Origin of the sequence: Arenibaculum sp. (genome assembly GCF_035998295.1) — a bacterium.
Lineage (GTDB): Bacteria > Pseudomonadota > Alphaproteobacteria > Azospirillales > Azospirillaceae > DASYHS01.
Window position 1 is genome coordinate 1 of sequence record NZ_DASYHS010000194.1, and the last position, 24408, is coordinate 24408.

General features: G+C 69.3%; 24 protein-coding genes and 1 tRNA gene. 14 read left to right on the forward strand and 11 right to left on the reverse strand.

What is annotated here, in order from left to right:
- The first annotated feature begins 166 nt into the window (after positions 1 to 166).
- Genes VGO20_RS19250 through VGO20_RS19285 form a run of 8 tightly spaced genes read left to right on the forward strand, consistent with a single transcriptional unit; the run spans position 167 to position 5425 of the window.
- Positions 167 to 2551 (forward strand): ParB/RepB/Spo0J family partition protein, encoded by a 2385-nt coding sequence (locus VGO20_RS19250; RefSeq protein WP_327504002.1) that lies wholly within the window; start codon positions 167 to 169, stop codon positions 2549 to 2551.
- Entirely contained in the window at positions 2548 to 2754 is a 207-nt protein-coding gene (locus VGO20_RS19255) for a hypothetical protein (RefSeq protein ID WP_327504003.1), read from the forward strand. The genes VGO20_RS19250 and VGO20_RS19255 overlap by 4 nt, the downstream gene beginning before the upstream one ends.
- Before the next feature lie 12 nt (positions 2755 to 2766).
- Positions 2767 to 3018: a DUF2312 domain-containing protein gene (locus VGO20_RS19260; RefSeq protein WP_327504004.1), complete on the forward strand. Its 252-nt coding sequence runs from the start codon at positions 2767 to 2769 to the stop codon at positions 3016 to 3018.
- Between the two features lie 38 nt (positions 3019 to 3056).
- Positions 3057 to 3266 (forward strand): hypothetical protein, encoded by a 210-nt coding sequence (locus VGO20_RS19265; RefSeq protein ID WP_327504005.1) that lies wholly within the window; start codon positions 3057 to 3059, stop codon positions 3264 to 3266.
- Positions 3266 to 3436: a hypothetical protein gene (locus VGO20_RS19270; RefSeq protein WP_327504006.1), complete on the forward strand. Its 171-nt coding sequence runs from the start codon at positions 3266 to 3268 to the stop codon at positions 3434 to 3436. The genes VGO20_RS19265 and VGO20_RS19270 overlap by 1 nt, the downstream gene beginning before the upstream one ends.
- Positions 3436 to 3774, forward strand: coding sequence for a hypothetical protein (locus VGO20_RS19275; RefSeq protein WP_327504007.1), 339 nt, complete (start codon positions 3436 to 3438; stop codon positions 3772 to 3774). The genes VGO20_RS19270 and VGO20_RS19275 overlap by 1 nt, the downstream gene beginning before the upstream one ends.
- An 8-nt stretch (positions 3775 to 3782) precedes the next feature.
- On the forward strand, positions 3783 to 4238 hold the full coding sequence (locus tag VGO20_RS19280; protein ID WP_327504008.1) for a hypothetical protein: 456 nt from the start codon (positions 3783 to 3785) through the stop codon (positions 4236 to 4238).
- Complete coding sequence (locus tag VGO20_RS19285; RefSeq protein WP_327504009.1) at positions 4235 to 5425, forward strand: tyrosine-type recombinase/integrase; 1191 nt, start codon at positions 4235 to 4237, stop codon at positions 5423 to 5425. Before VGO20_RS19280 ends, VGO20_RS19285 begins: the two co-directional genes overlap by 4 nt.
- A gap of 93 nt (positions 5426 to 5518) precedes the next feature.
- Here the strand turns inward: VGO20_RS19285 and VGO20_RS19290 are convergent.
- The 6 genes from VGO20_RS19290 to VGO20_RS19315 all read right to left on the reverse strand — a co-directional run bounded on the left by VGO20_RS19290 (position 5519) and on the right by VGO20_RS19315 (position 11304).
- Positions 5519 to 5594 (reverse strand) — tRNA-Lys (locus tag VGO20_RS19290).
- Positions 5595 to 5708: 114 nt separating this feature from the next.
- A complete protein-coding gene (rodA, locus tag VGO20_RS19295) occupies positions 5709 to 6860 on the reverse strand; it encodes a rod shape-determining protein RodA (protein WP_327504010.1) in 1152 nt (383 codons plus the stop codon).
- 4 nt (positions 6861 to 6864) lie between these two features.
- On the reverse strand, positions 6865 to 8793 hold the full coding sequence (mrdA, locus tag VGO20_RS19300; protein WP_327504011.1) for a penicillin-binding protein 2: 1929 nt from the start codon (positions 8791 to 8793) through the stop codon (positions 6865 to 6867).
- A 6-nt stretch (positions 8794 to 8799) separates the two neighbouring features.
- Positions 8800 to 9312 carry a rod shape-determining protein MreD gene (gene mreD / locus VGO20_RS19305; protein ID WP_327504012.1) on the reverse strand — a complete coding sequence of 171 codons (513 nt, stop codon included), beginning with the start codon at positions 9310 to 9312 and terminating at the stop codon, positions 8800 to 8802.
- Positions 9309 to 10187 (reverse strand): rod shape-determining protein MreC, encoded by an 879-nt coding sequence (mreC, locus tag VGO20_RS19310; protein ID WP_327504013.1) that lies wholly within the window; start codon positions 10185 to 10187, stop codon positions 9309 to 9311. The genes mreD and mreC overlap by 4 nt, the downstream gene beginning before the upstream one ends.
- A 76-nt stretch (positions 10188 to 10263) precedes the next feature.
- Positions 10264 to 11304, reverse strand: a complete 1041-nt coding sequence (locus tag VGO20_RS19315) for a rod shape-determining protein (RefSeq protein ID WP_327504014.1) — start codon at positions 11302 to 11304, stop codon at positions 10264 to 10266.
- A gap of 622 nt (positions 11305 to 11926) precedes the next feature.
- On the opposite strand from VGO20_RS19315, the gene VGO20_RS19320 reads away from it, so the two are divergent.
- Positions 11927 to 12535, forward strand: coding sequence for a sigma-70 family RNA polymerase sigma factor (locus VGO20_RS19320; protein WP_327504015.1), 609 nt, complete (start codon positions 11927 to 11929; stop codon positions 12533 to 12535).
- A gap of 72 nt (positions 12536 to 12607) precedes the next feature.
- Here VGO20_RS19320 and ilvC read toward each other — a convergent pair whose 3' ends face one another.
- The 4 genes from ilvC to miaA all read right to left on the reverse strand — a co-directional run bounded on the left by ilvC (position 12608) and on the right by miaA (position 17142).
- The gene (ilvC, locus tag VGO20_RS19325; RefSeq protein WP_327504024.1) at positions 12608 to 13750 is read right to left on the reverse strand and encodes a ketol-acid reductoisomerase; all 1143 of its coding nucleotides are present in this window, start codon (positions 13748 to 13750) and stop codon (positions 12608 to 12610) included.
- On the reverse strand, positions 13702 to 14232 hold the full coding sequence (gene ilvN / locus VGO20_RS19330; RefSeq protein WP_414639858.1) for an acetolactate synthase small subunit: 531 nt from the start codon (positions 14230 to 14232) through the stop codon (positions 13702 to 13704). Before ilvN ends, ilvC begins: the two co-directional genes overlap by 49 nt.
- 114 nt (positions 14233 to 14346) lie before the next feature.
- Complete coding sequence (locus VGO20_RS19335; RefSeq protein WP_327504016.1) at positions 14347 to 16107, reverse strand: acetolactate synthase 3 large subunit; 1761 nt, start codon at positions 16105 to 16107, stop codon at positions 14347 to 14349.
- A 90-nt stretch (positions 16108 to 16197) separates the two neighbouring features.
- The gene (miaA, locus tag VGO20_RS19340) at positions 16198 to 17142 is read right to left on the reverse strand and encodes a tRNA (adenosine(37)-N6)-dimethylallyltransferase MiaA (protein WP_414639860.1); all 945 of its coding nucleotides are present in this window, start codon (positions 17140 to 17142) and stop codon (positions 16198 to 16200) included.
- 69 nt (positions 17143 to 17211) lie between these two features.
- Between miaA and serB the strand changes: the two genes are divergently transcribed.
- From serB to VGO20_RS19365, 5 genes are all read left to right on the forward strand, one after another.
- A complete protein-coding gene (serB, locus tag VGO20_RS19345; RefSeq protein ID WP_327504018.1) occupies positions 17212 to 18111 on the forward strand; it encodes a phosphoserine phosphatase SerB in 900 nt (299 codons plus the stop codon).
- Between the two features lie 107 nt (positions 18112 to 18218).
- Positions 18219 to 19490 (forward strand): imelysin family protein, encoded by a 1272-nt coding sequence (locus VGO20_RS19350; RefSeq protein ID WP_327504019.1) that lies wholly within the window; start codon positions 18219 to 18221, stop codon positions 19488 to 19490.
- A gap of 19 nt (positions 19491 to 19509) precedes the next feature.
- Complete coding sequence (locus VGO20_RS19355; protein ID WP_327504020.1) at positions 19510 to 20991, forward strand: di-heme oxidoreductase family protein; 1482 nt, start codon at positions 19510 to 19512, stop codon at positions 20989 to 20991.
- An 11-nt stretch (positions 20992 to 21002) separates the two neighbouring features.
- The gene (locus VGO20_RS19360) at positions 21003 to 22109 is read left to right on the forward strand and encodes an imelysin family protein (RefSeq protein WP_327504021.1); all 1107 of its coding nucleotides are present in this window, start codon (positions 21003 to 21005) and stop codon (positions 22107 to 22109) included.
- Positions 22109 to 23221: a DUF1513 domain-containing protein gene (locus tag VGO20_RS19365; RefSeq protein WP_327504022.1), complete on the forward strand. Its 1113-nt coding sequence runs from the start codon at positions 22109 to 22111 to the stop codon at positions 23219 to 23221. The genes VGO20_RS19360 and VGO20_RS19365 overlap by 1 nt, the downstream gene beginning before the upstream one ends.
- 65 nt (positions 23222 to 23286) lie before the next feature.
- Here VGO20_RS19365 and VGO20_RS19370 read toward each other — a convergent pair whose 3' ends face one another.
- Positions 23287 to 24261 (reverse strand): manganese catalase family protein, encoded by a 975-nt coding sequence (locus VGO20_RS19370; RefSeq protein ID WP_327504023.1) that lies wholly within the window; start codon positions 24259 to 24261, stop codon positions 23287 to 23289.
- Positions 24262 to 24408: the final 147 nt, after the last annotated feature.

Consider the following 24408-nt stretch of genomic DNA (forward strand, 5'->3'; position numbering starts at 1 on the left):
ACGAGGAGTTCCACGCCGCCCTCGCCGCCCGCGGTGCCGAGATGGCACCGGGCCCGGCGCGCACCAGCATCATCGACACGCTCATCCACTACCAGGTGGTCGCCGACCGCTACCGCCAGATGGCCCGGGACGCCCGAGCCGCAAAGCTCCAATAGGAGGGCAAGTCATGGACGACCTCGCCAGCCGCCTGAAGGCGGCCCGCACCGCCGCCGGCCACAGCCAGAAGGAACTCGCGCGCCTCGCCAAGGTCGCGCAGGCCACCATCTCCGACATCGAGGGCGGCAAGATCACCTCGCCGCAGCTCGCCGTCCTGCAGAAGCTCGCCGACGCGCTCGGCACCACGATCGACGCCTTGACCGGCCTGGGCTCGATCGCCGTCGAGGTACTGGCCGCACCGCCGTCCGACGCGGACCCGGGCGTGAAGATGCTGGCCCTGTGCCAGATCCACCCGTCGCCGCTGAACCCGCGCAAGCACTTCGACGAGGACGGCATCAAGGAACTGGCGAACAGCATCTCGGCCCAAGGCCTGCTCCAGAACCTGGTGGTGCGCCGCCGAGCCGATAGCACGGTCACCGTCAGCCCGGCGTTCGGCGAAGACCGCGAGCTACCCGCCTTCGACATCGTCGCCGGCGAGCGGCGATGGCGCGCGCTACGCGCCTTGGCTGCGCAGGGGAAGTGGGATCCCGACGCGCTCCTCGTGCCCTGCCGCGTCCTCGACGTCGACGACGCCCAGCACTTGGCCCTGGCGTTGTTGGAGAACCTGCAGCGCAAGGACGTCAACGCCATGGAGGAGGCGGAGGCCTTCGCCCAGCTGCAGCAGATCGACCCCAAGCGCTGGTCGCCGAAGACCATCGCGGAACAGATCGGCTGCTCGGCCCGCCACGTCCAGCAGCGCCTTGCCCTGGTTGGCCGCCTGTCCGACGCGGCCCAGGATGCGCTGCGCGACGGCAAGATCACCTTCACCCAGGCGCGCGTGCTGACCATGGCGCCGGTCAATAAGCAGGCTGAACTCGTCAAGGACGCCGCCGAGGGCCGCTACCCGACGGCTGACAGCCTGCGCGCCTACATCCTGCTCAGCGCGGTACCGGTGTCGCGCGCAATCTTCCCGCTCGACAGCTACGCCGGCGAGATCATCGAGAACCCCGAGACGGGGACGAAGTACTTCGCGTCCAAGAACGCCTTCCTCGACGCCCAGAAAACGGCCGCCCAGGCGAAGGTGGATGTGCTCCGCCAAGAATGGAAATGGGCCCAGCTGGTGGAGTGGTTCAGCAGCTACGACTATGAGGATCAGCGCTCCACCGACCGCAGCGCCGCCGGCTGCGTCGTCGTCTTCGACCGCTGGGAAGGCAAGGTAAGGATCGAGGAGGGCGTCGTGCTGCGCGACCGCTCGGCCGAGCAGGCCCGCCGGGCCGAGGATGACGCCCAGCGCGAGGCCAAACAGAAGGCGCACGACGCCTTCAAGCTCCAACTCCTCCGCCACATGGGCGAGGAGCCCGCGACCATGATGCGCCTGGTCCTGCTCGACCGCATAACCGAGGGCATGGGCCGCGTCGTGTCTAGCGGTTACTACTCCGGCGGGCTGAACAAGGCATTCTTCAACGGCGGCCCCCTGGCGCCGCTGGCCGGCTTGGTCGCCCGGGCGCAGAGCGACGGTAGCCAGTACGTCAAGACCCGCGCCGACCTGCCGGCCGCCTGGGCCGCGCTCGAGCGCATCCCCGACGACACGATCGCGCTCGCCTTCGCCGCCTCCGTCGCCGCCAACCTCTCCCTCGCCTGGGGCGAGCTGCACCCCGCGATCCACACGCTGTCCAGGCGCTGGAAGGTCGCGATCCCCGAACACCTCCGGCCGGCGCAGGCGGACATCGAGGACGCCACGGCCGAGGCCGAGGCCGAGGCCGAGGCGAACGCCGTTCGCGACGCCGCCGGCCCGTCCGTGCCGCGGCCGGCTGCAGCGCCGCTCGTCGCGCCGAAGAGCTTCAAGTTGATGCGCTTCCTGATACTGCTACACGACCAGATCGAGATGGCGCTGTCCGACTTCCTCGACTTGGTCGACGCGAACGGTGGCGAGGAACACAAAGAGTGGCTGCTCGCCTCCGGCTATGTCGAGCGGACCCCGCCCGAAGACCCCGACGTTGACGAGGAAGGCATCGTCCTTACCGCGGCCGGCATGGCCTGGATTAAAGGCCGGTCTGGCCTCGCTCTCTCCAACCCGGCCCTGATGGCAGTAGCCGAACCGGCCGCACCGGTCGACGGTGCCGCCTGCACCATGATCGCGAGCCCCTGGGTCGATGTGCCTGCTGCGCTGATCGAGAAGCTGCAGGCCGCGCTGAGGCCGCGCCTCCTCGCCGGCGAGCTCCGGATCGAACTGCAGCTCGGCCTCGACGGTCTGCATCTCGGACGCGAGCAGCCGAACCAAGCGATGAATATCACCATTTCCCGTCACAACGGGGTCAGTAACGTGAGCAGCTGCATGTCCAAAACCTCGGTCGCGAAGTTCATCCGCGACTGGCTGGCCGCCAACCAGGCCAGCGCCGCCGGGGCCGCGGCGTGACGCCCCGCGGCGCAAGGACGCTCAGCGCCGCCCTGAACCTCTGCACGGACCTGGCGCGCGACGTCGCCGAGCTCAACGCGAACCTCAAGGCCAACCGGCCGGCGATCGACGAGCTCGGCGCCGAGCGGCCGGATCTCTGGGACAACCTCGCCCGGCACACCAAGGCCAAGCGCGCCGCGCTCGCCCAGGCCGGCAAACACTGAAAGGCAGACAGGATGGCAACCAACGACGTCGGCGGGATCGCGAGCGATCGCCTGCGCTCCTTCATCGAGCGCCTCGAGCGTCTCGAGGAGGAGAAGAAGGGGCTGCAGGACGACATCAAGGACGTGCTGGCCGAGGCCAAGGGGACCGGCTTCGACACGAAGATCATCCGCCAGATCCTGCGGCTACGCAAACAGGCCAAGGATGAGCGCCAGGAGATGGAGGAGCTGCTCGATCTATACAAGGCCGCGCTGGGGATGGAGTGAAGCTCATGGACCCAATACAGAAAAGCCAGCGAGCCAAGATGCAAGCGCTGGCCAAGGCCATCGACAAGGTCGTGAAACCCTATGGCTTCGCCCTGCTCGTCTTCCCCTTCGGCGCAGCCGACAGCGAGGGCGAGCACCGCATGAACTACATCAGCAACGCCCGACGCGAGGAGATGCTCGTTGCCATGAAGGAGTTCATCGCGGCGCACGAGGGGCGCACCCATGACGCTCCCGGGCGGCCGCAGTGATGCCAACCGCGATCTGCCCCGTGTGCCGGAACGGCACCCTCGAGCCCGGCCACTGCGCCCCGCCGGACTACCTGTCGGAGGACGAGCTCGACCGCTACGCGGAGGAGTGCGAGCACGCCCCGCCCGACTTCTTCGAGTGCGGCTACTGCAGCCACCGGGAGGACTACTGATGATCACCATCACCGCCGACAGCCACCCTGCCCTGCACTACACGCTGGCCACGATGCTCCGGAGCAACGGCGCCTGCTACGCCGGCGCTGTCCAGCCCGATGCGCTGACACCGCCGGCGCGCCTGGCGCACCTGGTCGGCCTGGCCGAAGCCGCCCTCGCGCAGCTGACGCCCGAGGAGCGCGACACCTTCGCTGACGGCGAAGAGACTGAGCTGCGCGCGCTGATCGGCGACGATCCTGGTCGACAGGCGGCCAGCGCCCTGGTCGAGCATCTCTTCGGCACCTGGAACGAGCAAACCGGAGTGTGGGGTGATATCGGCGCAGGCTGGGACATCTGATGGCACGAATGACCGACGAGCAGATAGCCGCTGCCAAGCGGGCAACCGAACGTGCTCGTGCCATCCTGAAGCCCGGCGATCGCATTCGAGCGACCCGCTGCGGCGGCATGGCGGCGAGCTATACCGTCGCCGGATGGGACGGCGATTGGATCGTCTCGAAGTCCGGTTTCGACGACATCCACGCTCACCACGTCATCAGGCTGAACGGCCAGCCCGTCAACTTCCGCGATCCCTCCGGTCGAGTTGACGTCGCCCCTCCGCCAGAGCACCGTAACCGATCCTTTGGGGAGGTGACCATGGACCACGAACCCACCATCCTTGAGCGCCTCGAAGCGGGACCCCCGTCGGACCCTCAGCAGGTTGCGCGCGACTACGAGGATGCCGCCGATCTCATCCGGCGGCTGCTCCGCGAGTACACCCAGCTCGGCAAGAACTTCGACCGGATGCGGCGAGGCCGGGCATGAAGATCAAGGTGCCGTACCTCGTCGCCCGACCAGGCGCCGCCGGCGCAACCCGCTATTTCTGGCAGCCGGCCTCTCGCCTGCGGGATCTCGGCTGGAAGACCGAGCGCCTCGTGAAGCCCGACGGCACACCGGCCGCCACCCTCGATGAGGCGATCGAGCTCGCCAAGGCCAAGAACGAGCAACTCGCCGCCTGGCGTCGGGGTGAGCGGACAGGCGGCGAGCCCGAGCTGCCGGCGCCGGTGCCCGAGGTTCGACCCGGCACCGTCGCCCATGCGATCCGCCTCTACAAGGCCAGCCCCCGCTACCTCAAGAACGCGGCGAAGACCCAGGCCGACTACGCTAAATGCCTCGCCAAGATCGAGGCATGGGCCGGCAACGCGCCGGTGAAGGCAATCACCCGCGAGCTGGTCCAGGACTACTACGAAGCCCTGATGAAGACGGGCAGGCACGCCCAGGCGAACGCCACGATCCGCGTGCTGCGCATTCTGCTGAAATACTCATGGGACAAGGGCCTCACCAGCCACAACGCCGCCGAGAAGCCTGGCCTGATCGGCACCGCGCCCCGGCTGCGCATCTGGTCGGACGAGGAGATTGACACCTTCGTGGCGGCCGCCGACGCCCAGGGCTGGCACTCCGTCGGCGATGCGGTGATCTACGGCGTCTACTGGGGCCAACGTCAGGGCGACCTACTGGCGATGCTCGAGATCCAGTTCCAGCCAGATGCCTTTGGCACACGGCGCCTGCGGCTGCGCCAGAGCAAGCGCAAGGCCTGGATCGACATCCCCGCCCATCCGCGCGTGCTCGCCCGCTGGGAGGCCCAGCAGGCCCGCCGCACGGCCGACGGCGTCAAGGCGCCCACGATCCTGTGGCAGGACACCGTTAAGCGGCCATGGAAGGCCGACAACTTCCGCCACGTCTTCGGCGAACTCCGGGCGGCCGCGGCCGAGACAGTGCCGTCGATCGCGACCGCGCAGTACATGGACACCCGCGATACCGCCGTCACCAAGCTGGCCGAGGCCGGCTGCACGATCCCGCAGATATGCGCGATCACCGGCCACGATGAGGACGACGCGTACAAGATCCTGCGCCATTACATGGCGATCACCGGCGAGATGGCGGACGCCGCGCTGGCCAAGCTGCTCGCTCACGAGGAACAGAAACGGGCCGCCGGCGGAACGAACAGCTGACGAAAGTCTGCTGTCAGACTCGCAAAAAGTCTGACAGACGCCCCAGCCGGAAATGGAAAGGCCCCGAAACGTGTTACGTTTCAGGGCCTTATATGGTGGGTGCACAAGGACTCGAACCTTGGACCCGCTGATTAAGAGTCAGCTGCTCTACCAACTGAGCTATGCACCCGTTTCCCGGATCGCGTTCCCGTCCTGAGGGCGGGGCGGCGCGTCGTGAGGTCGCGTATATAGCGAAGGCTGACAGGCTTGTCGATACCCAATCGCCCGGCCAGCGCGGCTTTTTTCAGTCGTCCAGGCTGATCCCGCGGCGCGAGATCCGCATGTCGCGGTGGACATGGGCGGACATCAGCAGGCCGAAGCCGAACAGCACCGTCAGCATCGCCGTTCCGCCGTAGGAGATCAGCGGCAACGGCACGCCGACGACCGGGATCAGACCCATCACCATGGCCATGTTGATGAAGACGTACAGGAACAGGTTGGTCACGACGCCAAGCCCGACCAGGCGGCCGAACTGGTTGCGGCAGCGCAGGGCCAGCGCGGTGCCGTAGGCCAGCAGCAGCAGGTACATCCCCAGCAGCCCGACGCCGCCCACCAGCCCGAACTCCTCCGCGAGCATCGTGAAGATGAAGTCCGTCTGCTTCTCCGGCAGGAAGTTCAGATGGCTCTGCGAGCCCATCAGGTAGCCGCGCCCGGTCAGTCCGCCCGAACCGAGCGCGATCTTCGACTGCATGATGTGGTAGCCGGTCCCGAGCGGGTCGTTCTCCGGGTCGAGGAAGGTCAGCACGCGGTTCTTCTGGTAGTCGTGGAGGAACTGCCAGGCCACCGGCACCGACCCGGCGCCGGCCGCCAGGACGACCGCGAATTTCCACAGCCGCACGCCCGCCAGGAAGAACAGCGCGCCCCCCACCATCAGCAGCATCATCGCCGTCCCGAGATCCGGCTGCTTCAGCACCAGGGCGACCGGCGCCAGCACCATCAGGATCGGCGGCACCAGATACACCGGACGCGCGATCTGCTCCAGGCTCGCGCCATGGAAGTAGCGGGCGAGCACCAGCACGATCGCGATCTTCATCACCTCCGAGGGCTGGAGCTGGATCACGCCTAGGTCGATCCAGCGCTGGGCGCCCATCCCGATCTCCCCCACCAGCTCGACCGCGACCAGCAGGGCGAAGCCGACGCCGTAGATGGGGTAGGCCAGCTTCATCCAGATGCGGATGTCGATCAGCCCGACCACCAGCAGCACGCCGATCCCGAAGCCGAAGCGCACCATCTGGCGCGATGCCCACGGGTCAAGCGACCCGTTGGCGGCCGAGTAGAGCATGGCGAAGCCGATGCCCGCGATCCCGGCGAGCATCAGGACCAGGACCCAGTTGAGATGCCAGATCCTGTCGAGCAGCGTCAGCTCGGGCTGGGTCCCGACCAGTTCCCCGCGCATGCCGTCATCCTTCGGTGCGGGCGGCGCCGGGATTGGCGATCGGCGGGCCCACGGGCCGCGGCGCCGCGCCGCCGTCGCCGGCCGGCATCTGCGCCACCTGCGGCGGCGCATCCCGCGCGACGTCGCGCTTCTGCGCCTCGATCAGCAGGTCGCGGCAGATCGGCGCCGCCACGGCCGAGCCGCCGCCGCCGTGCTCGACGATGACGGCGCAGGCGTATCGCGGCGCCGACATCGGCGCATAGCCGACGAACAGCGCGTGGTCGCGCTCCTTCCAGGGCAGATCCTCGTTCTTGCGCACGCCGGTCACGCGCTCCGCCATGGTGATGCGGCGCACCTGGCTCGTCCCGGTCTTGCCGCCCATCTCGAAGCCCGGCTCGGTGATGCGGGACCGGTACGCGGTCCCGGTCGGCGCGTTGACGACCTGGTACATGCCCTGCTTGACCAGTTCCAGATACGCCTGCGAAACGCCGATCGACGGCCAGACCGTCTGTTCCGTCCAGCCGCTCTCGATCTGCCGCGTGACGTGCGGCTTGACCGCGAAGCCGCCATTGACCAGGCGCGCCGTCATCACGGCGAGCTGGAGAGGCGTCGCCAGCACGTAGCCCTGCCCGATCGCGGCGATCAGGCTTTCGCCCTGGGTCCAGGACTTGCCGAGGTTGGCGAGCTTCCACGCGCGGTCGGGCACCAGGCCGGGCCGCTCGCCCGGGATCTCCAGGTCGAGGCGCGAGCCCAGGCCGAAGCGCCGGGCCGTCTCCGCGATGCGGTCGATGCCCAGCCGGCGGGCCACCTCGTAGAAGTACACGTCGCAGGAATGGCGGAGCGCCCCCAGCACGTCGACCGAGCCGTGGCCGCCCTTCTTCCAGCAATGGAAGCGGTGACCGCCGAGGACCATGTGCCCCGGGCAGAACACCGGGGTCCGGGAATTGATGATCCCCGCCTCCAGCGCCGAGAGCGCCACCACCATCTTGAAGGTCGAGCCCGGCGCATAGTGGCCGGCGATCACCTTGTTGGTCAGAGGGGCGGTGGGATCGGAGGTCAGGTCCTTCCATATGCTGGTCGGGATGCCGGACGCGAACAGGTTCGGATCGAAGCTCGGGCTCGAGCACAGCGCATAGATGCCGCCGGTATGCACGTCGAGCACGACCGCGGCCGCGCTCTGCTCGCCGGCGAGCCGGTCCTGCGTGTACTGCTGGAGGCCGATGTCGACGGTGAGCGTGACGTCGCGCCCGGCCTGCCCCTCGTCGCGGTCGAGTTCGCGGATCACGCGGCCGACGGCGTTGACCTCGAGCCGGCTGGCGCCGGCCTGCCCCCTGAGATCCTTCTCGTGATGCTTCTCGACCCCGTTCTTGCCGATGCGGAACCCCGGCAGCGCCAGGACCGGATCGCCGGTCAGCTCCTTCTCCGAGACCGCGCCGACATAGCCGAGCAGATGGGCGGTCGCCGACTGGAACGGATAGCTGCGGATCTCCCCGACCTCGATCGACGCGCCGGGAAGGTCGGGCGCGTTCATCTCGATCTGGGCGACCTGCTCCCAGGTCAGGTTCTCCTTCACCGTGACTGGGACGAAGGCCCGCCGGCGCTGGATCTCACGCAGGATGCGCCGCATCTCCGCGTCCGAGATCGGGACGATGTTGGAGAGCAGCGCCAGCGTCCGCTCGACGTCGCGCGCCTGCTCGGCCACGACGACGACGCGGAAATTCTGCTCGTTCACCGCGAGGGGCACGCCGAACCGGTCCAGGATCTGCCCGCGCGAGGGCGCCACCAGCCGCATGCTGATCCGGTTCTCGTCCGCCAGCGTCTTGAACCGGTCGGACTCGACGACCTGGAGGTAGTACATGCGCCCGACCAGGGCCGAAGCCAGCCCGAGCTTCATGCCGCCGAGCAGCAGCGTGCGGCGGGCCAGAAGGCGGAAACGGTCGGTGTCGCGATCCATGATGCGTCAGACCTGCAGGAAGGCGCGGTGGACCTTGATGAACAGCCAGGCGAACAACGGGAACAGGGCCGCGGTGAGCAGCGCCTGGACGAGCACCGGCGCCACTGGCAGGAGCGCCACCTGGAGGATCGAGTGGCTCACCCACGACACCGCCGCCGCCCCGAGCACCACGAGGCCGAAACCCACCCACAGCATCGTGAACCCGGTCGACAGGAAGAAGCGCCGGCGGGTCAGGATCAGCCAGCACACCAGGACATAGACGAGCGCCGTCGAGCCGAGCGGGGTCCCGCCGAGCAGGTCCTGCATCACCCCGAGCCCGAAGCTGAAGGCCGGGCGCAGCAGGTCGGGCCGATGGATCGTCCAGTAGTATACGGCCATCAGTCCGAGCCCCGGCGCCACGGCGCCGTAGCCGGGCAGGTACAGCGGGACCATGGCGACCAGGATCAGCATCGCGGTCACGGCGAACGGCGCCACATTCCGGCCGGCCGCGTCGACCCGGGTCCAGAAGCTTCCCGTCATTGCATCCCGCCGCGCGCCGCTGCCTCGGCAGCGAGGCCACCCGGCAGGCCGAAATCGACGATCTGGAGATGTTCGACCCGCGACAGGTCGACCATCGGCGCGACCCGGACCCCCCGCTCGCCGACCGAGGCCACGACGCCGACCGGCAACCCGGCGGGGATCAGCCCGCCATGGCCCGAGGTCGTCACGCGGTCGCCGACGGACACCGGCGCATCGGGGGGCATGTACATCAGCAGCGGCTGGTCGCCGTTGTCGCCGCCAAGCACCGCGCGCTGGCGCGAAGGCTCGAGCACGACCGGGACGCGGGCGTTCAGGTCCGTGACCAGCAGCACGCGGGCCGACCACTCGCCCACCTCGACGACCCTGCCGACCAGCCCCCTGCCGGAGAGGGCGGCCTGCCCCCTGCGCACGCCGTCGCGGCGCCCCGCCGTGACGACGAGAGTGCGCACGAAGGCGCCGCCCGGATCGGCCACGACGCGCGCGGTGACGAAGCGCGCCGCAGGTTCGGGAACGTAGTTCAGGAGGCCGCGCAGGCTCCGGTTCTCCGCCTCGAGCCGCTGGGCGGCCTGCTGCCACTGCAGCAGGACGGCGTTCTCCTGGCGCAGGCGCTCGTTCTCGCCGCGCAGGTCGACCAGTTCGTTGGCGGTCTCGACGAGGTTCGCGGTGGTCGCGGCCGGGCGGGAGATCGCCTCGAGGATCGGGGCGAAGGCGTCCGTGACGCGGGCCCGGACATTCTCGACCAGCACGGCGTCGATCTTGCCGACCATCATCAGCATGATGGCGGACGACACCAGAAGCAGGAAGGAGAACCGCTGAGCCAGCGCCCGCAGAGGAACGGCAAGTCTTACCACGGATCCGGTGGCGCGTGACTTCACTGGCTCAACCCGCTTCAACTCGGCCCGTGGCGGCGCCCGAAGCTCCCGCCACCGAATAACCGTACTGCCCAGGTGCTTAATACATGCTTATCAGCACGTTCTTGAGCGTCTTCATTTCTTCTAGCGCGCGGCCGGTGCCGAGGGCAACGCAGGAAAGGGGATCATCCGCAATCGATACAGGTAATCCGGTCGCGTGGCGCAGGACGTAATCCAGATTGCCGAGGAGGGCACCACCACCGGTCAGGACGATACCCTTGTCGACGATGTCGGCGGCCAGTTCGGGGGCGGTGTGCTCCAGCGCCACCTTCACGGCCTCGATGATCGCCGACACGGGCTCGGCCAGGGATTCCGCGATCTGGCGCTCGGAGATGATCAGTTCCTTCGGGACGCCGTTCATCAGGTCCCGGCCCTTGATCTCCATGATCCGGCCTTCGCCGTCCTCGGGCGGGCAGGCGGAGCCGATCTCCTTCTTGATGCGCTCGGCCGAGCCTTCGCCGACCAGCAGGTTGTGGGTGCGGCGGATGTAACCGATGATCGCCTCGTCCATCTTGTCGCCGCCGACGCGGACCGAGCGCGAATAGACGATGCCCCCCAGCGACAGGACGGCGACCTCGGTCGTGCCGCCGCCGATGTCGACGACCATGCTTCCGGTCGGCTCGGTCACCGGCAGGCCGGCGCCGATCGCGGCGGCCATAGGCTCCTCGATCAGGAAGACGCGGCGCGCGCCCGCCGATTCGGCCGATTCCTGGATCGCGCGCCGCTCGACCGCGGTCGAGCCCGACGGGACGCAGATGATCACCTGCGGGCTCGCGAAGCTCCGCCGGTTGTGCACCTTCCTGATGAAGTGCTTGATCATCTCCTCGGCGACTTCGAAGTCGGCGATGACGCCGTCGCGCAGCGGCCGGATCGCCTGGATGTTGCCGGGCGTTCGCCCGAGCATCATCTTGGCCTCGTCGCCGACGGCGAGCACCTGCTTCTTTCCCCGTACGTTGGCGATGGCCACGACGGAGGGCTCATTGAGAACGATGCCGCGGCCCTTCACGTAGACGAGCGTATTGGCCGTGCCGAGATCGATCGCCATGTCGGCTGACAGCACGCCGAGCAATTTCGAAAGCATGGAGGTTTTTAGCTCTGCATTCGGTTGGAAGGGCCCGAGGTCGTCGGCGACGGCCAGGAAGAAGCCATCTCAGTGTTCCTAGATCAACGCCCGGCCTTACTCAAGTGGAGAGTGCGCCGGGGCATCCCTTCGAGATGCCTGTTGCCGTCGGTGATCGCGCCGGAACCGGGAGATGGTGTCGGCGTCCCGAGTGCCCCATCCTCGCCTTGCGTGGTTAACACTCCGTGAAGCCACCCGAAATTCCCATCCCGGTCCGTAGCACGCGCAATAAAGGAGCAGGCGGTCATATGCGATATGACCAAGAGCCGATCCCGCGTTCCGGAAAGAAGGGTCGATGGACGGCGCCGCCTTTGCGTATCCTCAACGCATTGATCCACCGCGGCGAAACGGCAGCAGGCCGTCCGGCGCGGCCACGGAGCCGATCAATCCGGACCCGGATCGGTCTAGGCGGACGGTATTACCCCGGGTACCCGGGTTGGAACCGGCCGCGGAACCTCCAAACTGTAACCCGAAGGGCCGTCCCGCGGCCCGCACGGATCACAACAGGTTTCCTGCCGATGGATTGCGCGAGACTGATGACGACAGTGAACCGAGAATGCCGGCGCGGCTACGGAGACCCCTCATGACCGAGAACACGCTCGAACGGCTCGAACAGGAAATCCCGGCGCTGCGCAGGTTCGCCAGGGCCTTGGTCGGCCATCCCGAACGCGCCGACGACCTCGTGCAGGACACGCTGGAACGCGCGCTGACGCGGCTCGACAGCTATACGCCCGGGACGAACATGCGGGCGTGGCTCTTCACGATCCTGCGCAACGCCCACATCAACGAGCTGAGGCGCGCCCGGACCACGACGGCGCCGGACGAGACGCTGGAGGCGCTGAGCCCGCCGGCTCCGGCCGGGCAGGAGCACGGGCTCGCGATGCGCGACCTGCAGAGGGCGCTGGCGCAGCTCACCCCCGAGATGCGCGAGGTGCTGCTGCTGATCGGGCTGGAAGGGCTCAGCTACGAGGAGGCGGCGACGGTCCTGTGCGCCAAGGTCGGGACGGTGAAGTCGCGCCTGTGCCGGGGCCGCGAGGCGCTGCGCCGGCTGATGGACGGCGAGCTGAAGCAGCTCGACGGCGGGCCCCACCCGGCCGAGCTGCTGATCTTCCCGCGCATCCAGGCGGCCCTCGAGCGCCGCAACTCGGCCCCCCCGATCACGGCCGCCGAGCGCCGGCGCGCCGCGGGGTAAGGGCCGCGGCCCAAGGGCGAAGCGGCGCGGGTCCGCCCCGCGCCGCCGCCCTTAGGGATCAGTTCTCCGCGATCAGTTCTTCGCCTTGTCGACGAGCTTGTTGGCGGCGATCCACGGCATCATGGCCCGCAGCTTCTCGCCGACCTGCTCGATCGAGTGCTCGGCGTTGCGGCGGCGCACCGCCTTGAAGCTCGGCTGGCCGACCTTGCACTCCAGCATCCAGTCGCGCGTGAAGCGCCCGCTCTGGATGTCGTCGAGGATCCGCTTCATCTCGGCCTTGGTCTCGTCCGTGATCAGGCGCGGCCCGCGGGTATAGTCGCCGTACTCGGCCGTGTTGCTGATGGAGTAGCGCATGTTCGCCATGCCGCCCTCGTACATCAGGTCGACGATCAGCTTCACCTCGTGCAGGCACTCGAAATAGGCCATCTCCGGCGCGTAGCCGGCCTCGACCAGCGTCTCGTAGCCGGCCTGGATCAGATGGGTGAGACCGCCGCACAGGACCGCCTGCTCGCCGAACAGGTCGGTCTCGCACTCTTCCTTGAAGGTGGTCTCGATGACGCCGGCGCGGCCGCCGCCGATCGCGGAGGCGTAGGACAGCGCCACTTCCAGGGCGTTGCCGCTCGCGTTCTGGTGGACGGCCACCAGGCAAGGCACGCCGCCGCCGCGCTGGTACTCGCTGCGCACGGTGTGGCCGGGCCCTTTCGGGGCGATCATGAAGACGTCGATGTCCGCGCGCGGCTCGATCAGGCTGAAATGGATGTTGAGACCGTGGGCGAAGGCGAGCGCCGCCCCCTCCTTCATGTTCGGGCCGAGATGGTCGCGGTAGAGGTCGGCCTGGAGCTCGTCCGGGGTCAGCACCATCACGACGTCGGCGATCTTCGCCGCCTCGGCGGGGGTCATCACCGTGAAGCCCGCGGCCTTGGCCTTGCGGCCGCTGGCGCTGCCGGGACGCAGGGCGACGATCACCTCCTTCACGCCGCTGTCGCGAAGGTTGGCGGCATGGGCATGGCCCTGGCTGCCGTAGCCGACGATGCAGACCTTCCTGCCCTTGACCAGATTGACGTCGGCATCCCGATCGTAATAGACGCGCATGATGTTCTTCCTCGCATGAATGCCGCGCCGCGCGCGGCCAGATCCCCGTAGTAGCGCCGCGCGGCGCGGTGCCGTCAGAAAGCCGACGGCCCGCGCGACATGGCGACGACGCCGGTCCGGCAGACGTCGACCAGGCCGAGCTGGCCCATCAGGCCGATGAAGTCGGTGAGTTCCTCGACCGTCCCCGTCATTTCGAAGACGAAGGAGGTCAGCGTCGCGTCGACGACGCGCGCCTCGTAGATGTCGGCGAGCCGGAGCGCCTCGATGCGCTTCTCCCCCGCGCCCGCGACCTTGACGAGCGCCAGCTCGCGCTCGATGTGCCGCCCCTCGTCGGTCAGGTCCTTGACCCGGTGGACGGGCACCAGCCGGTCGAGCTGGGCCTTGATCTGCTCGATGATCATGGGGGTGCCGCTGGTCACCACCGTGATCCGCGACAGCCCCCGGCCGGGGTCGGTCTCGGCGACGGTCAGGCTCTCGATGTTGTAGCCCCGGCCGGAGAACAGGCCGATGACGCGGGCGAGGACGCCCGGCTCGTTGTCGACGAGCACCGAGATCGTATGTCTCTCTATGCCGCTGGCGATGCCGCTGGTCGTGTCGTTGCTCACGGTATGGAACTCCGGAAGGGTACAGGCAAGCCGGCCCGGCGCAAGCGGGGCCGGAGGTGTCCGCGGCCCCGCGCCGCGCGGGGCCGGCGCTCGGGGCCCGGAGGCCCCTGCCGCCTATACGAGGACCATGCCTTGCTCCGGGGTCGCATCCGACGGCGCGTCCTGCGGACCGAGCAGGATCTCGTTGTGAGCCCTGCCGCCCGGGATCATCGGGAAGCAGTTCTCCTTCTGATCCACGCACATGTCGACGATCACCGGCCGCGGAGTGTCGACCATCTCCCGGATCACGTCGTCGACCTGGGACATCTCGGTCGCACGCAGGCCGACGCAGCCGAACGCCTCGGCCAGCTTCACGAAGTCGGGCAGCGCTTCGGAATAGCTCTGGGAGTAGCGCGAGCCGTGGAGCAGCTCCTGCCACTGGCGGACCATGCCCATGTACTGGTTGTTCAGGATGAACACCTTGACCGGAAGCCGGTACTGGACCGCCGTCGACAGCTCCTGGATGTTCATCATGATCGAGGCTTCGCCCGCCACGTCGACGACGAGCGCGTCGGGATGGGCGATCTGCACGCCGATGGCGGCCGGCAGGCCGTAGCCCATCGTGCCGAGCCCGCCCGAGGTCAGCCAGCGGTTCGGCTGCTCGAACGGGAGGAACTGCGCCGCCCACATCTGGTGCTGGCCGACCTCGGTCGTGATGTAGGGCTCGCGGCCGCGCGTCAGCTCGCGCAGGCGCTCGAGCGCGTATTGCGGCTTGATCACCTTGTCGGTGTGCTGGTAGCGCAGGCAGTCGACCGCCCGCCATCCGGCGATGCGCTCCCACCACGCCTTCATCCCGGCCTCGCCCATGCGCTTCTGGCGGGCCTTCCAGATGCGGATCAGGTCATCGAGGACATGGGCGCAGTCGCCGACCACGGGCACATCGACCCGCACGTTCTTGTTGATCGAGCTGGGATCGATGTCGACGTGGATCTTCTTCGAGCCCGGCGAGAAGTCCGCCAGCCTGCCGGTCACGCGGTCGTCGAACCGGGCGCCGACGTTGATCATCACGTCGCAGCCGTGCATCGCGAGGTTGGCCTCGTAGGTGCCGTGCATGCCGACCATGCCGAGCCACTGCGGGTCGGAGGCCGGATAGGCGCCGAGGCCCATCAGCGTGCTGGTGACCGGGATGCCGGTCATGCGGGCGAACTGCGTCAGGAGCTGCGAGGCGATCGGGCCCGAGTTGATGACGCCGCCGCCGGTGTACAGGATCGGCCGCTCGGCCGAGGCGATCAGCTCGACCGCCTCCTCGATGCGCCGGAGGTCGGGCTTCACCTGCGGCCGGTAGCTCTTGTGCTGGACCTCGGAAGGAACGACGTAGCCGCCCTCGGCGAACTGCACGTCCTTCGGCAGGTCGACCACGACCGGGCCGGGCCGGCCGGTGCGCGCGACGTAGAACGCCTCGTGCATCGTGCGGGCCAGGTCGTCCACATGCTTGACCAGGTAGTTGTGCTTCGTGCACGGCCGCGTGATGCCGGTCGTGTCCGCCTCCTGGAAGGCGTCGTTGCCGATCAGATGCGTCGGCACCTGCCCGGTGAGGCAGACGACGGGGATGCTGTCCATCAGCGCGTCGGTGAGCCCGGTGACCGCGTTGGTGGCACCCGGGCCCGACGTCACCAGGACGACGCCGACCTTGCCGGTGGACCGCGCATAGCCCTCGGCCGCGTGGACGGCGGCCTGCTCGTGACGCACGAGGACGTGGCGGATGTCGTTCTGCTTGAACAGGGCGTCGTAGATCGGAAGTACCGCGCCGCCGGGATACCCGAAAATTACGTCCACGCCCTGGTCGCGCAGGGCCTTGAGGACAATTTCCGCTCCGGTCAGCTTCTGGGACATCATTTTCTGATCCACGAATTACGGACAGACGCTACGACTCGGCCGATCTCGACCAGCCGGGAAGGCGCACCGTAAATGCTGCGCCGCAATCGGTCAACGGGTTTCACGCAAGATCGTGCCGATTTCCGCAATCGCATTTTCCGTTTGTTGCGCGTCGGCGACATGCCAGCTATGCATCCTTTCCCACTGGTGTCGGAACCATGTCACCTGCCGCTTCGCGTAACGGCGCGTCTGCCGCTTCGCGGCCTCGACGGCGGCGGCAAGACCGAGCTCGCCGCGCAGATGAGCGCGCAGCTCGGGAACGCCCAGCGCCTTCATGGCGGGCAGCTCGGGATCCAGGCCGAGAAGGTCGAGCATGCGCACCTCCGCCAGGGCGCCTTCGTCCAGCATGCCGGCGAAGCGCCGGTCGCACCGGGCGTACAGGACCTCGCGCGGGGGGAGGACGAGGACCGGCAGGAAGCGCAGGTCCGCGGGCGGCGCGCCCGGACCTCGCGCCTGCCAGTCCGTCAACGGCCGGCCGGTGGCAACGACGACCTCCCAGGCGCGCAGGGTGCGCGTCCGGTCGGCGGGATCGAGCCTGGCGGCGGCGGCCGGGTCGCGGGTGGCGAGATCGGCGTGGAAGCCGGCGGCTCCCAGCGCCTCGCGCGCTTCGCGGGCGGCGGTCCGCACCGCGTCGGGGATGGGAGGAAGCTCCACCAGGCCTTCCATCAGGCCGCGCAGATACAGCCCGGTCCCGCCGACCACGACCGGCAGCCGGCCGAGCTCCCGCGCCTCGCGGATCGCGTCGAGGGCGAGCGAGCGCCAGCGGGCGGCGGAGCACCGCTCGGCCGCCGACAGCACGCCGTACAGCCGGTGCGGCGCGCGCGCGAGGTCGGCGGCGCCGGGACGGGCCGTGAGCACGCGCAGCTCGCGATAGACCTGCATGCTGTCGGCGTTGACGACCGTCCCGCCGAACCGCTCGGCGAGATCGAGGGCCAGCGACGACTTGCCGCTGGCGGTCGGGCCGCCGATTACGACGACAGGGAGGGACGGGTGCATCTCGGGCATGGACGAAAGCTTCACGGGACCTCATAAAGACGCGCCCCCGCATCGCGCAAGGTCGACCGAATGGACCACGTACTGACCCTGATCGCAAACGCCGCCGAAGCGGACCTGGACGATGCCGCGGTCGCCGGCGCCCGAGCGGCGCTGACCGGCCTCGGCGCATTGACGGGCACTCCCGACACGCTGGCTCCCGGGATCGCATGCGACCTGCCGTTCGCCGGGCTGAGCCCCGACCAGGCGACCGCCGCCGCCGCCGCCGCCCTGCCCGGGCGCCGGATCGACCTGATCGCGCAGCCGAGCGCCGGCCGGCGCAAGCGCCTGCTGGTCGCCGACATGGAATCGACGGTCATCCAGCAAGAGATGCTGGAAGAGCTGGCCGACCTGGTCGGCATCCGCGAGCGCATCACGGAGATCACCTGGCGGGCCATGAACGGCGAGGTCGATTTCGCGGACTCCGTACGCGAGCGCGTCGGGCTGCTGCGGGGACTGTCGACCGACGCGCTGGAGCAGGTCTTCGACCGGGTCGAGCTGATGCCCGGCGCCTCCGCCCTGGTGGCGACGATGCGCGGGAACGGGGCGCGCTGCGTCCTGGTGTCGGGCGGCTTCAAGTTCTTCTCCGCCCGCGTCCGCGACCGGCTCGGCTTCCACGACGACCAGGCCAACGACCTCGAGCTGGTCGACGGCCGCCTGACCGGCCGGCCGGTGGAGCCGATCCTGGACAAGAACGCGAAGCTGGGAACCCTGCTCCGCGAGGCCGGCCGCCACCACATCCCCATCGCGGAGACGCTGGCGGTCGGCGACGGGGCCAACGACCTGCCGATGATCCAGGCCGCCGGGCTGGGGGTCGCCTACCACGCCAAGCCATCGGTCGCGGCCCAGGCCCGCGCCCGCATCGACCACACCGACCTGACCGCCCTGCTCTACGCCCAGGGCTACCGGCACGACGAGATCCGCCACTCCTGACCCGGCCCCGTCCCGGCGCCGCGTATTTTCGTGAGAATGCGAGTAACTTGCATTTCCTCCGTTCCAGTGAGAGGCTGCGGCGGCACGATCACGCGACGGGAGGAAAAATGACGAGCCGCCTGATGACCCTGGCTGCGGGTGCCGGCCTGCTGGCGCTGGGAATGACCGCCGCCGAGGCGGCCGACCGGAACGCCGTTCTCGACACCTATGCCGACGTCGCCCGAGCGGGCTACGAGGACTCGCTGCGCACGGCCCGCGGCCTCCAGCAGGCGGTGGAGGCGTTCCTGGCCGATCCCGATGAGACGTCGCTGGCGGCCGCACGGGAAGCCTGGATCGCCGCCCGCGTGCCCTACCAGCAGACGGAGGCCTACCGCTTCGGCAACCCGGCGGTCGACGAGTGGGAAGGAAGGGTCAACGCCTGGCCGCTCGACGAGGGCCTGATCGACTACGTCGACACGGGCATCTACGGCGAGGCGTCCGACGAGAACGCCTTCTACGCCGCCAACGTGATCGCCAACCCCACGCTCACCGTCGGCGGCCGGACCGTCGATGCCGGCACCATCGATGCGGGCCTGCTGAGCGACCTGCACGAGATCGACGCGATCGAGGCGAACGTCGCCAAGGGCTATCATGCGATCGAGTTCCTGCTTTGGGGCCAGGACCTCAACGGCACGGGCCCCGGCGCCGGCAACCGGCCCGCGAGCGACTACGACCCGGCGGCCTGCACCGGCGGCAACTGCGACCGCCGCGCCCAGTATCTGCGCGCGGCCACCGACCTGCTGATCCGGGACCTGGAGGAGATGGTCGCGAACTGGGACGAGGACGGCGCCGCCCGCGAGGCCGTGGCCGCGGAAGGGGCCGAGACGGGCCTCGCGATGGCCTTCAAGGGGCTGGGCAGCCTCTCCTATGGCGAGCTGGCGGGCGAGCGCATGAAGCTCGGCCTGATGCTGCACGACCCGGAGGAGGAGCACGACTGCTTCTCCGACAACACCCATTGGTCGCACTACTACGACGCGCTCGGCATCCGGAACGTCTACACGGGGCGCTACCAGCGCGTCGACGGCAGCGTCGTCGAAGGGCCGAGCCTGTCCGACCTCGTCGCGGCGGCCGATCCGGCGGCGAACGAGGAACTCCTTGCCCGGCTGGACGCGACGCAGCAGGCCATGAAGGCCCTGGTCGACCGTGCCCGGACCACCGAGGCCTACGACCAGATGATCGCGATGGGCAACGAGGAGGGGAACCGGGTCGTGCTGGCGGCGGTCGACGCCCTGACCGCCCAGACCCGGGCGATCGAGCGGGCGGGCCAGGCCCTGGGGCTGGGTGCCGTCGAGTTCGAAGGCTCCGACAGCCTCGACGACCCGCAGGCGGTCTTTCAGTGAGGAAGGAGTGGGCGGCCCCGTGACGAGACGCATTCTCCTTGCGGGGCTGCTCGCCGTCCTGCCGGCGGTCCCGTCGCCGCCGACGCTGGCCGCCGACCCGGCGGACGTGGTCCGGCCGGCGACGGATTTCAGCCGGGCGGAGCCGTTCGAGGCCAATCCCGGCGGCGCCGGAACCTCGACCGCGGCCTTCGATGCCGATGCCTTCTCGCACCCCGCCGCCAATCTCGACTTCGAGGAGCGGCTGCGCTTCTTCATCGGCAACGGATTCTTCCGCCGCTCCTGGGTGACGGCCCCGTCGTCGACGCAGGCGTCCGACGGCCTCGGCCCGCTCTACAATGCCCGCTCGTGCCAGGGCTGCCATCTCAAGGACGGCAGGGGGCATCCGCCCGAAGGGCCGGAGGACGGCGCGGTCTCGATGCTCCTGCGCCTCAGCGTACCCCCGCGCAACGAGGCGGAGGCGGCGGCGCTGAAGGCCCTGGAAGTGCCGTTCATTCCCGAGCCGACCTATGGCAGCCAGCTCCAGGACTTCGCCATTCCCGGCCATCTGCCCGAAGGCCGGATGCGGATCGCCTACGAGGAGGTCCCCGTCAGCCTCGCCGGCGGAGAGACGGTCGGCCTGCGCAAGCCCAGCTACTCGGTCGTCGACCTCAACTACGGCCCGCTGGAACCCGGAACCCTGATGTCGCCGCGCATCGCCCCGCAGATGATCGGCCTCGGGCTGCTGGAAGCGATCGACGAGGCCGATATCCTCGCGGGCACCGATCCGGAGGATGCGGACGGCGACGGCATTTCCGGCCGCGCCAACCGTGCCTGGAGCCCGGAGCACGGGCGGGCCGTGCTCGGCCGTTTCGGCTGGAAGGCCGGCGCCCCGACCCTCGACCACCAGAACTCGGCCGCCATGGCCGGGGACATCGGCATGTCCAACCCGATGCTCCCCGACGCCTGGGGCGACTGCACCGACCGGCAGGGCCCATGCCGCTCCGCGCCCCACGGCGACAGCCCCCAGTTCGCAGGGCTGGAAGCCCCCTCCGAGGTGATGGACGAGATCCTGTTCTACGTCCGCAATCTCGCCGTGCCGGCCCGGCGCGACGTCGAGGATGCCGGGGCGCTGCGGGGCAAGAAGCTGTTCTACGGCATCGGATGCGCGGACTGTCATCGGCCGAAATACGTGACGCCCAGGACGGGCGTCGAGCGGCCCCAGGCCTACCAGCTGATCTGGCCGTACACGGACCTGCTGCTCCACGACATGGGGCCGGGGCTGGCGGACGGGCGCCCTGAGGGCCTCGCCGACGGCCGCGAATGGCGCACGCCGCCGCTGTGGGGGATCGGTCTCACCGAAGCCGTGAACGGCCACACCTATTATCTGCACGATGGGCGCGCCCGCAACCTGAAGGAAGCCATCCTCTGGCATGGCGGCGAGGCGCAGCCGGCACGCGACGCCTTCGCGGGCCTGCCCGCCGGGGATCGCGAGGCCCTCCTGAAGTTCGTGGGATCGCTTTGATGGTGGGAAACATGACGACGAAAGCGCCGCACCTGTCCGCCGTCATTCTCCTCGCCGGCGTCCTGTCGGCGGCGTCCGGCCCGGCGCGCGCCGACGTCCTGCCGGCCGACGCCTATCGTGCCGCCAACGCAGCACTCGTCGAGAAGGCGGTCCTGCCGGGCTTCGAGACCCTGCGGGACGCGGCCCTCCGTCTCGACGCCGAGACGGAGGGCTTCTGCGCCGAACCCGGCGCCGCGGGGCTGAACGCGGCGCAGGCGCGCTACCGGGAAGCGCTGGACGCCTGGATGAGGGTCGAGCACCTCACCCTCGGCCCGACGGTGCTGTTCATGCGCAACCATCGCATCGCCTTCTGGCCCGACCCGCGCAACACCACCGGCCGCCAACTCGGCCAGGCGGTCGCGCAACGGGACGGGGCGGCGATCTCGGCCGAGAACTTCGCCCGGGGCAGCGTCGCCATCCAGGGCTTCCCGGCGCTGGAGCGGCTGCTGTTCGAGGACGGCGCCGGACTGGCGCAGGCGTCCGAGGACGCGCGTTTCCGCTGCCGCTTCGCGACCGCCATCACCGGCAACCTCGCCGGCATGGCCGCCGATCTCGAGCGCGAGTGGCGCGCCTTCGGGCCGAGCCTGGTGCAGGCGGACGGCGGCGCGTTCGAGACGCCGCGGCAGGCGACCGCCGAGCTGCTCCAGGCGTTCACGGCCGGACTGCAGCGCATCGCCGACCTGAAGCTCGCCAAGCCGCTCGGCGAGACGGTCGAGCGCGGCAATCCCCGCCTCGCGGAGAACTGGCGCAGCGCACGAACCCTGCCCAACGTCGTCGCCAACCTGGAGGCTCTCCAGGCGATGTACGGGCTTGGACCGACCGAAGGGCTGCGGGCATTGGCCAGGGCCTCCGGCCTCGATCCCGAACTGGACGGCCTGATGGAGGCCGGGTTCGCCGCGGCCCTCGACACGGCCCGGTCCATCGACGTGCCGCTGGCCGACGCCATCGGGCTTCCGGAGAAGCGCCAGGCCCTCGACAAGCTCCGCGAGCAGGTCTCGGCGCTGCACGGGCTGGCGGCGACGAGGCTGGCTTCCGCCCTGGATGCGCCGCTGGGCTTCAACGCCATGGACGGGGACTGATGCAAGCGAGCAGGCGGCAGGTGCTGCGCGTGCTCGCGGCGCTCGCGGCATCGGGCGCGCTGCCGGGACACGCCGCGGAGCGGCCCGGGCTCGCCTGGCTCGGCGCGACGGCCGCCGCGGACGGCCGGTTCCACTTCTCAGGCATCGGTCCCGACGGCGCCAAGGTGGTCGACCTCGATCTTCCCGGACGCGGGCATGGCGTGGCGCTTCATCCCCGCATGCCGGTCTGCATCCTGTTCGCACGCCGCCCCGGCACCTTCGCGCTCGCCGTCGACTGGCGGGCGGGGGAGATCGTGTCCCGGATCGACAGCCGCCCCGACCGGCATTTCTACGGCCACGGCACCTTCTCGCCCGACGGCCGGACGCTGTTCGCCACCGAGAACGATTTCGAAGGCGCCGCCGGGGTGATCGGGGTCTACGACGCCACGGACCGCTACCGCCGCATCGGCGAGCTGCCGAGCCACGGCGTCGGCCCCCACGACCTGCGGCTGCTCGCCGATGCCCGCACGCTGGTCGTCGCCAATGGCGGGATCCAGACCCATCCCGACGCCGGCCGCGCGAAGCTGAACCTGCAGTCCATGCGGCCTTCGCTCGCCTATGTCGACGTGGACGGCGGGCGGTTGCGGGACGAGTACCGGCTGGCGCCGGACCTGCATCTCCTGAGCATACGCCATCTCGCGGTCGGGCCGGACGGCACCGTCGTCGCCGCCCTGCAGTTCGAAGGGCCGGACGCGCAGCCGATGCCGCTGGTCTGCGTGCATCGCGGAGAAGAGCGGCTACGCCTGCTCCACGCACCGGCGCCGGTCGCGGCGCGGATGCGCAACTACGCCGGCAGCACCACCCTCGACCGGGCCGGGCGGATCGCCGCGGTCTCGGCGCCGAGGGGCAACCTCGTCACGTTCTGGGATGTCGTGGAAGGCCGCTACGTCGCCGAAACGGACGTGCCGGACGGCTGCGGCGTCGCGCCGGCGGAAGGGCCGGGCGGCTTCGTGATCTCCAGCGGCCGATCGGGCATCTGGCGCTTCGATGCCGGAACCGGGAGGAAGGAGCGCCTCCCCTCCCCCTTCGCCGACGCGCTGCGCTGGGATAATCATCTGTTCGCGACCGCATGACGGCCGCGGCGGCGGCCCGAAGGCGGCGCGGCGGAAGGCCGAAGCCTCCCGCCGCGCCGAGGGCGTCAGGAGCGCTCGGCCGATTTCGGGCTCTGCAGGCTCTCCTGGGGATAGGTCGACCACTGGTTGTCGCCTTTCGGCATCGCGGACTTGACCTCCGTGCTGCGCTTGCGGCTCATCTCCTTGTCGAGCTTGTGGGCCGCTTCCGGCGACTTGCCGGCGCCGACCACGGGCTTGTCGAGCTCGCCGCGGGTCTCGACGACCTGCTTCAGCGGGTCTTCGATGTATTCCCACTGCTCGCCGGTCGTCCAGGGCCCCTGCCCCTGGTTCCAGGGCCCGCGCGCATCCGTGCCGTTCGACATGTTGAAATAGGCATGGGTGAAGCGGGGATCGCCCTGCAGCACGCCGGGCGGGAAGTTCGGCTGGATGCTGTCGAGGGCCGCCTGGAACACCTGGAAGTGCGAGATCTCGCGCGTCATCAGGAAGCCGAGGGTTTCCTTGACGTAGGGATCGTCGGTGAACTTCTGCAGGTACTCGTAGACGATCTTGGCCCGCGACTCCGCCGCGATGTCGGAACGCAGATCGACGGTGAGATCGCCGTTCGCGTTCACGTAGGCGCCCGACCAGGGCGTCCCCTGGCTGTCGGTGAGCTGCGGGTTGCCGCCGCTCAGGACCAGGAACTGGGGATTCATGAGGGCCTGGTGGATCAGCTCCTCCTTGGGAGTCTTGCCGTCCATCATCTTCATGATCGGGTTGCTCTCGGCGGCGTTCTTCAGCTCGCCGTTGATGCCGTCGAGCAGCATGGTGATGGTGGCGCCGACGATCTCGAGGTGGCTCAGCTCCTCGGTCGCGATGTCCATCAGCATGTCGTACTTTTCGGGATAGGCCTGGCGTGCGCCGAAGGCCTGGACGAAATACTGCATGGCGGCCTTCAACTCGCCATTGCCGCCGCCGAACTGCTCGAGCAGCAGAGCCGCGAAGCGCGGGTCGGGATGCGAGACCCGGGCGTTGAACTGCAGTTCCTTGACGTGGTGGAACACGGCTTTCCTCCTGCTGTTTGCCGAACCTTCCGACAACAGGAGGCGGCAGCCCCGGTCATGCGAAAATGCACGGGATATCCGCCTGCGCCAGTTCCTTCGATATAACGGGGAAAGTTGCCGCCCCGGGCGGCCCGGCGGGGGGGGGGG